Source organism: Nocardiopsis sp. NPDC055824, assembly GCF_053616335.1.
The window spans coordinates 1-11,541 of sequence record NZ_JBSHDN010000202.1; the positions used below are offsets into that span (position 1 = coordinate 1).

At 75.9% G+C, this 11,541-nt stretch carries 10 protein-coding genes; 4 read left to right on the forward strand and 6 right to left on the reverse strand.

Translation table 11 applies throughout. The features are described 5' to 3' along the window. Window positions 1-122 precede the first annotated feature (122 nt). Window positions 123-1,301 carry a beta-1,3-glucanase family protein gene (locus tag ACWGL3_RS27040; protein WP_267946937.1) on the reverse strand — a complete coding sequence of 393 codons (1,179 nt, stop codon included), beginning with the start codon at window positions 1,299-1,301 and terminating at the stop codon, window positions 123-125. A 341-nt stretch (window positions 1,302-1,642) separates the two neighbouring features. Between ACWGL3_RS27040 and ACWGL3_RS27045 the strand changes: the two genes are divergently transcribed. Then, entirely contained in the window at window positions 1,643-2,179 is a 537-nt protein-coding gene (locus tag ACWGL3_RS27045) for a hypothetical protein (RefSeq protein ID WP_452461937.1), read from the forward strand. A gap of 110 nt (window positions 2,180-2,289) precedes the next feature. Here the strand turns inward: ACWGL3_RS27045 and prpB are convergent, their stop codons facing one another. Continuing rightward, window positions 2,290-3,183 carry a methylisocitrate lyase gene (gene prpB / locus ACWGL3_RS27050; protein WP_267946935.1) on the reverse strand — a complete coding sequence of 298 codons (894 nt, stop codon included), beginning with the start codon at window positions 3,181-3,183 and terminating at the stop codon, window positions 2,290-2,292. A gap of 303 nt (window positions 3,184-3,486) precedes the next feature. On the opposite strand from prpB, the gene ACWGL3_RS27055 reads away from it, so the two are divergent. Further along, complete coding sequence (locus ACWGL3_RS27055; protein ID WP_267946934.1) at window positions 3,487-3,852, forward strand: hypothetical protein; 366 nt, start codon at window positions 3,487-3,489, stop codon at window positions 3,850-3,852. 273 nt (window positions 3,853-4,125) lie between these two features. Here ACWGL3_RS27055 and ACWGL3_RS27060 read toward each other — a convergent pair whose 3' ends face one another. Both ACWGL3_RS27060 and ACWGL3_RS27065 read right to left on the reverse strand, forming a co-directional pair. Continuing rightward, complete coding sequence (locus tag ACWGL3_RS27060; RefSeq protein ID WP_452461938.1) at window positions 4,126-5,703, reverse strand: serine/threonine-protein kinase; 1,578 nt, start codon at window positions 5,701-5,703, stop codon at window positions 4,126-4,128. Continuing rightward, a complete protein-coding gene (locus ACWGL3_RS27065; RefSeq protein WP_267946932.1) occupies window positions 5,700-7,448 on the reverse strand; it encodes a serine/threonine-protein kinase in 1,749 nt (582 codons plus the stop codon). Before ACWGL3_RS27065 ends, ACWGL3_RS27060 begins: the two co-directional genes overlap by 4 nt. Before the next feature lie 201 nt (window positions 7,449-7,649). On the opposite strand from ACWGL3_RS27065, the gene ACWGL3_RS27070 reads away from it, so the two are divergent. Next, window positions 7,650-8,615: an ABC transporter ATP-binding protein gene (locus ACWGL3_RS27070; protein ID WP_267946931.1), complete on the forward strand. Its 966-nt coding sequence runs from the start codon at window positions 7,650-7,652 to the stop codon at window positions 8,613-8,615. Then, the gene (locus ACWGL3_RS27075) at window positions 8,612-9,397 is read left to right on the forward strand and encodes an ABC transporter (protein WP_452461939.1); all 786 of its coding nucleotides are present in this window, start codon (window positions 8,612-8,614) and stop codon (window positions 9,395-9,397) included. Before ACWGL3_RS27070 ends, ACWGL3_RS27075 begins: the two co-directional genes overlap by 4 nt. Before the next feature lie 4 nt (window positions 9,398-9,401). Here ACWGL3_RS27075 and ACWGL3_RS27080 read toward each other — a convergent pair whose 3' ends face one another. Next, window positions 9,402-10,019 (reverse strand): response regulator, encoded by a 618-nt coding sequence (locus ACWGL3_RS27080; protein WP_452461940.1) that lies wholly within the window; start codon window positions 10,017-10,019, stop codon window positions 9,402-9,404. After that, a complete protein-coding gene (locus ACWGL3_RS27085) occupies window positions 10,016-11,341 on the reverse strand; it encodes a sensor histidine kinase (RefSeq protein ID WP_452461941.1) in 1,326 nt (441 codons plus the stop codon). The genes ACWGL3_RS27080 and ACWGL3_RS27085 overlap by 4 nt, the downstream gene beginning before the upstream one ends. Window positions 11,342-11,541 lie beyond the last annotated feature (200 nt).

The following is an 11,541-nucleotide window of genomic DNA, read 5'->3' on the forward strand; positions in this document are numbered from 1 at the left end:
GTGGGCCGGGCGTCGGAAGGGCTCGCCCCCGGGCCGGGCACGGGGCCGCCGCGGGGCGGCTTCCCGGATCCGATCCCGGCCCGGGAGCCGCCCGCGTGCACGGGGCGGTGCGAGCCTCGGCGTCAGAACGCCGTGAGGGTGATCTCGAACGCGGAGGGCCCGTGGTCCTGGATGTAGGACGCGAAGTCCTCCACGTCGTCGAAGGCGAACCCGTAGGCCTTGCCGTCCACGGTGTTCGCGTGGAAGACGGCGGCGTAGTGGTTGGCGATCTCCGACTGGTAGAAGCCGGCCGGGTCGTCGGTCGGCTGCTGCGCGGCGGTCAGCAGGGTCGCCCTGTTGAACGCCGCGCCCAGGATGGCGGCGACGGGCCCGGTGATCCCGTCGTTGGGGGCGGCCAGGTTGCCGTCGCAGAAGAGGACGTCCCTGGTCGAGGGCCGGGAGATCGGCGCGACGCCCCCGTCGAAGACCAGCTGCTCGCCCTGCACACGGCCGGTGAAGGTCCCGGCGTTCGTGGTGACCGTCAGGTCGGTGGACGCGTAGTGCGACCAGACCTGGTCGATGTAGGGGTCGAAGTAGTCCGAGGGGAACAGCCCCTGGTCGAGGGCGTGCCCGGGGGCGATCACCCGCAGGTCGTCGTAGACCAGCGACGAGAAGACCGGGTCCGCCGAGAGCGTCTCGAACACGGCGGCCCGCCCGCCCGGCTCGAACGTGCCGGTGGTCTGGTCGGCGTCGCCCGTCAGCCGGATGCCGATGGGCACGCTGAACTGGTCGACCATGCTGGTGTTGCAGAACATCCCGGCGTCGTTGTGGGTGAACTCGACCGAGTCGTGCAGCACGTCGAAGCCGTGGTCGCTCTCCACCCAGCCGGCGGGGAGCTGGAGCGCGGGCGTTCCGTCTCCCCCGATGACGATGCGGATGCCGAGCTTGCCGCCGAGCGCGAGGTAGATGCGCCCCGACATGTAGGGGAGCGTCATGCCGGCGAGGGCGTCGAGCGGGATCGAGTAGTCGGTGTACCCGTTGTCGGTGTTGTCGCCCTCGCTGACGGGGTGGGGCGTTCCGGAGGCGTCGACCCACACGTGCTGGTTCGTGGTCAGGTCGGTGCCCACGACGTAGACGAGCACCTCTCCGTCGGCGAACCGGCCGGTGTTGTTGACGATGCTGACCGGGAGCGCTCCCGGGTTGGCCAGGGCGGAGGAGTCCGACCTGAGCGACGCCTGGGTCGGGGCCGGGGCGCAGCCGCCGAGGAGGGGGACCCCCACGGCCAGGGTGGCGCCCCCGAGGAAAAGCCTGCGGTCGATCATGAGGTCTCCTTGGTAGCGGGTCAGAGACTGGAAACTAAGTGATCATTTAGTCACGCTTGAGTCAACAGGGGTAACGGTGCGTGCTTCTGGTGCGGGGGAGTTTTCCGAGGCGGGAGGCAGTATATGTGATGCAGGTCACTCTTCATGGTGGGGGCGGAATGCTCGGACCCCCTGTGGCGGCGCGTCGCGGGCGCGGCCGACCGCTTCCGGGGAGGGGCCGTACCCTCGGGAGGGAACCGTCGGGTGCGCCCCGGAGTCGTATCCCCGGCAACGCCCGCGGAACGTCCGTGATCCCGACGACAAGGAACCTCCCCGTGTATCCCCCTGCTCCCAGACCTCCCATGCCGACCGCCCTCAAGGCGGTCAGGGTCATCCTGATCATCCGGGCGGTCATCGCCGTCCTCCTCTACGGGGCGGCCTTCCTCGGCCTCCTCGTCCTCATGACGCTGCCCGCCGCCGAGGTCGAGGCCGAGGCGGGCATGCCCGTGGCGGCCCTCGTGGCGGTCCTGGTCATCGGCCTCCTCATCACCGCCTTCGAGGTCTACGTCATCGCGGACATGGGCAAGGGCGGCCCCCGGGCCCGCAACCTCCTGCGCGTCGTGATCGGCCTCGCGCTGGCCAACGCGGTCCTCAGCATCCTGACCGGCTCCAACCCCGCACTCGGGCTGGGCCTGGCGATCTCCGTGCTGTGCCTGATCGAGAGCCCGTCCTCGAAGGAGTGGTTCCGGGCCACCGACCCGAACGCCCCCGCCGGCCACCCGCCGGTCCAGGGCGGCTACCCGCAGCCGGGCCACCCCGGCCAGGGCGGATACCCCGGCCACCTCGGGCAGCCCGGATATCCGGGGCAGCCGAACCAGCCCGGCCCGGGCGGCCACTAGCCGTTCCGGCGTCCCGGGGAGCCCGCCGTCCGCGCGACGGACTCCCCGGGCGGGACCGCCCGGCAGGGCCCCGCCGATCGCCGTGCCGACCACCGTCCCACCGCGACCGTTCAGACCGTGAAGTCGAAGACGCCGCCGTCGAAGGCGTTGTAGGCGGGGTAGTCGAGCAGTTCGTAGAGGCGCTTGCGGGTCTGCATCCGGTCGACCAGGCCCGCCTGGGTGCCCTCGTCGCGCAGGGTCCGCAGCCCGTCCTCGACCGCGCCCATGGCCAGGCGGAGCGTGGTGACCGGGTAGATCACCATGTTCATCCCGAGGGACTCCAGCTGTCCGGCGGTCAGCAGCTCGCTCTTGCCGAACTCGGTCATGTTGGCGAGCAGCGGCACGTCCACCGCCGCGCGGAACGCCTCGAAGTCGGCGGGTCCGCGCATCGCCTCAGGGAAGACCATGTCGGCGCCCGCGTCCACGTAGGCCCGCGCGCGCTCGATCGCGGCGTCCAGGCCCTCGACCGCGGCGGCGTCGGTGCGCGCGCAGATCACGAACCCGTCGTCGCGCCGGGCGCCCACCGCCGCCCGGATCCGCCGGACCATCTCGTCGGCGCCGACGACCGCCTTGCCGTCCAGGTGGCCGCAGCGCTTGGGGTTCACCTGGTCCTCCAGGTGGCACCCGGCGAGGCCCGCGTCCTCCAGGGCCTGGACGGTGCGGGCCGCGTTCATGGGCTCCCCGAAGCCCGTGTCCGCGTCGATGAGCGTGGGCAGGTCGGTCACCCGGGCGATCTGTCCGCCCCGCGTCGCGACCTCGGACAGCGTGGTCAGACCGATGTCGGGCAGGGCCAGGTCGGCGGCCACGACCGCGCCCGACACGTACGCGCCGTCGAAGCCGAGTTCCTGGATCAGCACCGCGGTGAGCGGGTTGACCGCGCCGGGAACGCGCATCAGGCGTCCCGAGGACAGGGCCTCGCGCAGGACGCGGCGCTTCTCGTGCGGGGCGGTACGGGCGTGCAGCATCAGAGGATTCCTTCCGATCCGTGGAGGGCGCCGGGCACGGTCGCCCGGTCCTCCCCGAAGCACAGCAGACGGCCCTTCTCGGCGGTGGGCCCGGGGTGGCGCCTCGGGGGCCACGGCGGACGGCTCCGTTCCCCGGTTGCCGCCTCTCCGTGAGACGGCCACGCTAGCCTGGGGAGAGTTCGGCCTCCGGCGCACGGGGACGGGCCGCGCAGGTGTGTGCGAGCCCCCGTGGGGCGACTTGCCGTGAACCGGCGGCGGACCGCTGCCCCGGGGCCCTGCTCGCGTCCGGGATCGGGGAATGGGATGGGTTCGGAGACCGCTCGTGGAACTGTCGGCCACGACCAACCGCTGTTCCCGACGCCTCCCCTGACCGAAAAGGCGCTCAGGGACGCGCTTTCCGGGATCGACCCGGCGGAGTCCGTTCGCTTCGACGCCGAGTTCCACCGGGCGTCGCACGAAGCGCTGCGGACCGGCAGCGCCGTTCCCTTGCACACCTGTCTTTTCCGATGGGCGGTGTTCGTCGAACTCCGGAGCTGTCGTCGGCGTGCCGACCGCCTCCGCGAGCTGGAGGGGATTGTGGGCGGGGCCTCCGATGCCGACGCGGCCCGGGACGCGGCGAAGGAAGCCGCGCAGATGATCGGCGAGGCCGCCCAGCGGGTCGGCCGGTGACGGGCCGGGGTCGGGCGCGCCTTCCCGACGCCGGACACCTTGTGGCGGGCACGGATCCGGGCGACCGGATCCTTCGCCACGACCCGCGGGCCGGAGGGTACGTGGCGCACGCGGTGGGCGTCGGGGCGGCCTCGCAGGGCGAGACCGAGGAGGAGGCGCTGGCCGCTCTCGCCGAGGCGTTGGAGCTCTACTTCGAGGACGACGGGCCAACCGGGTGACCGCTGAGGAGCTGCGCGTCCTTCCCGTCGGCGAGGACACCGGTGCCGTCACGCCCTACCCGGTGGCGGTCCCCCCGTCGCACGAGGAAAGGTCGGAGGACAGGGTCCGCTCGGACGCGTCGTAGCAGAGCCCGGTCGGCGGGACCCCGGACACGTTCGGGACGTAGCCCGGGCTCGCGAGGACGAGCAGGCCCTCGTCGGGCGCCCCGTCGAAGGTGACCGCGAACGCGCTGCCCGCCCCGATCTCCCCGTCGGCCTCCACCCCGGACGGCGCCAGTGGCTCCTCCCCGGCGGTGACGGCGAGCATCGACGGGACGTCGTCGCCGAGCGCGACCTCCATGAGGTCGACGGTGAACGCGAACCGGACGCCGCCGGGGGTCGCGTCGACCGAGTCCACGGACATGCTGAACGTGCTCTCGAACGAGTCGGGCGAGGCCGCGAAGGACGGCCGGTCTTCGGGGGCCGCCTCGGCGGGGTTCACCACCAGGTCGGCGCCGGTCCGGGACTCGGCCCACCACTCGACGTTGTGACCGTCCGTCCGGACGTCCGACCGCGTCCAGCCGGCGTGCGCCTCCGCGTCGGCCCCGGCCGCGTCCGGCGCGGGCCCGTCCGCAGCTCCGCCCGGCCCGGCTCCGGGGGCGAGGACGCGGGCCGCCACCGTACCCGCCGCCACGGCCAGTACGAGGAGCAGGGCGGCGCCCGCGGCGAGGAGCGCGCGGGAGCGCCGGGGCCGGGGCGCGGCGGGGAGGACCGCCCGGATCTCACGCCAGGAGCGGTCCAGGGCCCTGTCGACGCACGCCGCCACCTCGTCCGAGGGCAGGTCGGCGGGGGTCCCCGTGAGGGACGACACCAGCCGGGCCGCGGTGGGCCTGCGCCCCGGCTCCTTGCCCAGGGCGGCTGCCACGAGCGGGAGCAGCCGGGCCGGGACCGCGGACAGGTCGGGCTCCTCCCTGAGCACCCGGTACACGAGCGCGTCCGCCGGCCCCGTCCCGAACGGCGGACGCCCGGACGCGGCGTGGGCGACCAGCGCGCCCCACGCGAACACGTCGGCGGCGGGGGAGGGCGGCGCTCCGCGCAGCAGCTCGGGCGCGATCCACCCGGGCGTGCCGAAGAGCCCCCCGGTCCTGGTCAGCACGGTCTCGTCCAGGGCCCGCGAGATGCCGAAGTCCAGCACCTTCGGCCCCTCGGGGGAGAGCATCACGTTGCCGGGCTTGAGGTCGCGGTGGACGATCCCGGCGGCGTGGACGGCGCGCAGCGCCTCGGCGGTCCCGACCGCCAACCCGTCGAGCGGGGGGCCGGTGAGCGGCCCGTGGCTCCGCACGTGGTCGGACAGGGTCCGGCCGGGCACGAACTCCGTGGCCAGCCACGGGTTCCCGCCGTCGGCACCGGCCGCGACGAAGGAGGGCACGGCGCGGCTGCGCACGCGTCGGAGCAGGCGGACCTCGCGCGTGAAGCGGTCCCTCAGGGCGGGGTCCTCCGCCAGGTCGGCCCGGATGACCTTGACGGCGACGTAACCGCCCCGCCCGGCCGTGCCCGCGTAGACGGTGCCCATGCCCCCGCTGCCGATCCGGCCCACGACACGGAAGGCGCCCACGGCGGCAGGGTCGCCGGGGCGGACGGGTGCGAAGCTCACAGGCCCTCCTCCCCCGCCACCGAGTCGAAGGTGGGGCAGGGGTCGCCGTCGAACGACCCGTCCATGGTGCTCGTCGAGATCTGGGTCCAGGCGGTCCCGCACATGTAGGCGCCCTGGCTCCGCACCGCCGCGTACTCCCCGCTCGGGGCCTCCCCGGGGTCGGGGCGGTAGGCGACCAGGACGGAGCTGGGCGCGTCGGGCACGTCGAACGAGAACTCGGCGGTGGGGTCGGACGGCGTCAGCTCCGCGAGCGTCCGGCCCTCCACGCGGTAGCCCTCCCTGCCGTCGTCGGGGTCCTCGGGCACGGACTCCAGGCCGGGGCCGACCTCGTAGAGGGTGATGTCGTCGGAGCGGAGCGTGTAGCCGCCGCTCTCGGGCAGGTAGGTGATGTCCCCGCTGACGGTGAGGCCGTCCGACTCCTCCATGGCGGCGGTGTCGAGGTAGGTGACGTAGATGTTCATGGTCGCGATGGCGTGGTCCTCGCGGGCGAACCCCTCGGGCGGCTCGTACGTCCACCCGGCGAACCCGTCGGCGGCCCCCATGCCCCCGGAGGGGTCCGCGAGGACCATCATCACGTTGTCGCCGGGGACGGTCACCGCCAGCTCCCCGGAGGGGGAGGCCGGGGCGCCGTCGCCCCCGTCGTCGCCCTCCGCGGCCTGGCCCGCCCGGCCGAAGCGGTCCCCCGCGTACCAGGAGCCCCCGACGACCAGCACGAGCGCGGCGAGCGCGGCGCCGACCGCCGTCCACGGGCGGCCCCCGCGACCGGGACGTCCGGGCGGACGGCCCGCTCTCCGGGCGGGGGGCGCGGAGGGGCGGGTCGGGGGAGGGGCCGGCACGGCCGTGGCCGGCGGCGCCTCCCATCCGTCCGCGATCACCACGGTGACCAGGGCGGTCGTCTCCTCGTGGCCGGCGCCGGCGTCGAGGCGCGGCCCGAGGAGGCCCGCCAGGAGCGCGGGGACGGTGAGGCGTCGGCCGGGGTCGCGGGCGAGCGCGCCCCGCACGAGTCCGAGCAGGTTCTCCGGCACGCCGTCGAGGTCGGGCTCGCCCTCCAGGACGCGCAGGGCGGCGGACTCGGCGGACCCCGCCCCGAACGGGGCCCGGCCGGTGGCGGCGAAGGCCACCAGGCCGCCCCACGCGAACACGTCGGCGGCCGGGCCGGGCGGCGCTCCGCGCAGCAGTTCCGGGGCGACCCACCCCGGAGTGCCGAACAGGCCGCCGGTGCGCGTGATCGCGGTCTCGTCCAGGGCGCGGGCGATGCCGAAGTCCAGCACCTTGGGCCCGTCCCCGGAGAGGACGACGTTGCCGGGCTTGAGGTCGCGGTGGACGATCCCGGCGGCGTGGACGGCCCGCAGCGCCTCCGCGACACCGGTGGCGAAGGCGTGCAGCGGGGCGCCGGACAGCGGCCCGTGTTCGTCCACGTGCCGCCGCAGGGTCGGGCCCGGAACGTACTCGGTGGCGAGCCACGGCTGCGCGGCCCGGGTGTCGCTCGCCACGAACCGCGGCACGCAGGGGCTGAGCACCCGTCGGACCAGTGAGGCCTCCCGGTGGAACCGGGCCCGGAAGTCGCGGTCGGCGGCCAGGTCGGCGTGGACCAGTTTGACGGCGACCAGCCGGCCGGAGGGGTCGGCGGCGGCGTAGACCGCGCCCATGCCCCCGCTGCCCAGGCGGCCGACGGTGCGGTAGCCCCCGACCGTCCGGGGGTCGCCCGGGAGGAGGGGAGGGAACGGCGGGTGGTGGGGCGACACGGGACTCCGATGGGACCGGCGAAGGGGTGGGCGGGGGTCAGAATGCTACCCCCGGCCCAGGGGGAGCCGGGCCCGGGGGAGCGCAGCCCCGCCCGGGGCGCCGCGGCGCCCCTGACACCTGTCACGGTCACCTCCTGACGGACGGCCTACGCCCTCCCCTCCGATCCGGGACAGCCTGGAGGCAGACACCGGAGGAGAGCGATGATCAGCGTTCGCGGACTGACCAAGAGGTACGGGGAGAACCTGGCGGTGGACGGCCTGACCTTCACCGTGGCCCCCGGCCGGGTGACGGGCTTCCTCGGCCCCAACGGGGCCGGAAAGAGCACGACCCTGCGGATGCTCCTGGGCCTGGACACCCCCACCTCGGGGGACGCCCGGATCGGGGGGACCGCGTACCGGCGTCTCGCCGCGCCCGCGCGGGAGGTCGGGGCCCTGCTCGACCCCGCCGCCGTCGACCCCGGGCGCACGGGGGCGAACCACCTGCTCTGGCTGGCCCGCGCGGGCGGCATCGGCCGCGCGCGGGTGGACGACGTGCTCGGCCTCGTCGGCCTGGAGGAGGTCGGCGGACGCCGGATCCGCCACTACTCGCTCGGGATGCGCCAGCGGCTCGGCATCGCCGCCGCGCTGCTCGGGGACCCGGGCGTGCTCCTGCTGGACGAGCCCCTCAACGGACTGGACCCCGAGGGCATCGTCTGGACGCGCCGCCTGCTGAAGGGGTTCGCCGAGGAGGGGCGCACCGTCCTCCTGTCCAGCCACCTGATGAACGAGATGGAGGCCACCGCCGACCACGTGCTGGTCATCGGCGGCGGCAGGCTCGTCGCGGACGTCGGCCTCGCCGAGCTGGTCGCCACCGGTGCGGGAACACGGGTCGAGGCCGTCTCGCCGCGCGCGGACGAACTGGCCGCCCTGCTGCGCCGCGAGGGCGCGACGGTGGACGGCGGACGGGGCGGCCGGATCGCCGTGACCGGGGCCGACGCCGCCCGGGTGGGCGACCTGGCCGCCCGGCACGGGATCCCCGTGCACGAGCTGGTGCCGGTCCGGGCCCGGCTGGAGGACGCGTTCATGGCCCTCACCCGGGGCCGGGGCCGACACGAGGGCCGGACCGGGGAGCCCGGCGCCGCAGACGCGAACACCCGGAAGCCGCAAGGAAGGGGAATGGTCCGATGACCGCCGTGGACCACCGTCGACCCACCGCCCGGGACACCGTGGCGGCGGAGTGGACCAAGTTGGCGGGCCTGCCCCGCAACCGCCGGACGGCGGCGGGAGCCGTCGCGCTCGCGCTCCTGGTCGCCGCCCTGTTCTGCCTGACCTTCGGCGCCACGACCGGCGTCCCGCTGGCCGAGCAGCCCGTCTTCGACGTGCTGACCGCGGGACTGCTCGGCGTCGACGCCGCCGCCCTGGTGCTGGCGGTGCTCGCCGCCTCGGCCACGGGGGGCGAGTACGCGACGGGGATGATCCGGACGACGTTCACGGCCACGCCCTCCCGGGGGCGCGTGCTCGCCGCCAGGGCCCTGGTCGCGGCAACCGCCTCCTGGGCGGTGTCGCTCGTGGCGGCGGTCGGCGCGGCCCTGGTCAGCCTGCTGGTCCTGTGGCTCTCCGGGCTCCCGGCCTGGGACGCGACCGACCCGGCGGTGTGGCGGGTCGTGCTCGGCGCCTCGCTGATGGGCCCGTTCTACGCGTCGGTCGCGGTGGCCCTCGCCGACCTCGCCCGGTCCACCGCGGGCGGCGTGGCGGGGGTGGCGGCCCTGCTGGTCGCGCCCACCGTCGCGGGCTGGCTGCCGGGAGGGCCGGCGGTCGTGCCGTTCCTGCCGGGGGAGGCCGTCCACGTGCTCGCGGGGATCGCGGGACCGGGCCACGCGAGCCCGTGGTCCGCGCTGCTGGTCCTGGCGGTGTGGACTGTCGCGCTCCTCCTGCTCGCCCACGGCGCGAACCGGCGCAGGGACACCTGAGGGCTCAGAGCCAGCCGTTGCGCTCGGCGACCCGGGCCGCCTCCGCGCGCGTCCGGGTCCCCGTCTTGCCGATGGCCGACGACAGGTGGTTGCGCAGCGTCCCCCGGCTCATCCCGAGGGAGCGGGCGAGCGCCGCCACGTCGTCGCCCCCGCCCGCCACGGCCGCCAGGACCTCGCGCTCGCGGGGGGTCAGCGGGCTGGTGCCGTGCGCGAGCGACTCCACCGCCAGGGCGGGGTCCACCACGCGCAGCCCCCGGTGGACCCGGCGGACCGCGTCCACCAGGTCCTCGGGGGAGGCGTCCTTGACCACGAACCCGGTCGCCCCCGCCGCCAGGGCCCGGGACAGGTAGCCGGGGCGGCCGAACGTCGTGCACATGAGCACGCGGCAGCCGGGCAGGGCCGCCACCAGCTCGGCGCAGACGCCGATCCCGTCCCCGTCCGGCATCTGCACGTCCAGCACGGCCACGTCGGGCCGGACGTGGCGCGCCTCGGCGAGCGCCGTCGCGCCGGACCCGGCCCGCGCCACGACCTCGATGTCGGCCTCCAGGTCCAGCACGGTGGCGAGGGCCCCGCGCACGAGGGCCTGGTCGTCCGCGACCAGCACCCTGATCGTCCCGCTCATCCCCGCTCCCCGCCGCCGTCGGCGCCGCGCGCCGTGTCCTGTGCCGTCCCGTCCGGGGGGACGCCGGTCGCGCCCGCGTCCCCGGACCGCGCACCGGGCGCGCCGTCCGACCGGGGGACCTCCTCCCCGGCGCCGTCCGGGCCCGCCGGGAACTCGGCCCGGACGAGGAGCCCGCCCCCGGGCCGCGGCTCCACGGTCAGGGCGCCGCCCGCCCCGGTGACGCGGTCCTCCAGTCCGAGCAGGCCGCCGCCCGGCACGACCCCGCCGGGCCGGGCGCGGCCGTCGTCGCCGACCTCGATCCAGCCCGACCCCAGGGCGACGCGCACCCGGGACGCACCGGAGTGGCGGACCACGTTGGTGACCGCCTCCCGCAGCACGAACCCCAGGACCTCGTCGACCTCGTCGGTGCCGCCCGAGGCGCCGGTCCCGTCGCGGCGGAGGACGGCCGTCCCCGCGGTCCCGGCGGGGCCGGGACCCGCGGGGTTCGCGCCCGGCGACAGTTCGAGGGCGACGTCGGCCGCGCGCAGCACCGACTCGGCGCGCAGGAGCTCGGCCGACAGGGTGACCCGGCGCGACCCGGAGACGGCGGCGCGCACCTCGGCCAGCGACCGCCGGCCCAGGTCCTCCAGGTCCCGCAGCTCCGCCGCCGCCCGGTCGGCGTCACCCGTGGATTCGAGAATCCGGCGGCCCACGCCGGCCTTGAGCACGATGGTCGTGAGGCTGTGGCCGAGCAGGTCGTGCAGGTCGCGGGCGAAGCGTTCGCGCTCCCGGAGGACGGCGAGCTGCGCGGCCTGGTCACGGGCGCGGCGGAGCTCGGCGTTGGCCTCCACCAGCCGCACGGCCAGGGCCGTGGCGACGGTGACGGTGGTGATGATGACGAGGTTGCCGAACTGCTCGCCCACCCGGCCGGTGGCCAGCGCCACGGCGGTCACACCGACCACGGCGAGGACGGTGGCCCACAGCGTGGGGCGCAGGGGCAGGATCGCGGCGGTGACGGCGAGCCCGAAGACGAGGACCCACGAGTGCGGCAGCCCGAGGACCGCGAACAGCGCGCAGCCCAGCAGGAGCAGGGCGGCGCAGGCCAGGTGGCGTGCGCCGCTCCCCAGGCGCGGGGCCAGGGGGACGGCCGCGGCGCACCCGGCGACGTAGGCCGCCGCGAGGACGGCGGCGAGCGTGCGCAGGGCGGGGGAGCCGGCGCCGTCGAGGGCGCGGAGCCACTCGGGCAGGATCACCGCGTTGAACAGCAGTGTCAGGCCGACCGACAGCACCAGGGTCCGGCCGGGGCCGGGCTCCTCCGACACCGTTTCCGCAGCCTCGCCCATGCGTCGCATCCTATGGGGCGTGGCCCTTCGCGGGTGAGCGGGCGTGCCGGGGCGCCGCTGCGGCGGGCCCCTACCCCTCCGCGGGCGCGTGGCCGTGCAGGAAGGTCCGCACGCCCTCGGCCGCGAACCGCGCGGCCTCCTCGCGGCCGCGCGGCCGTGGGAGGGGAACGGGGGCGGCCCCGCCTCCGGAGAGGAGGGGC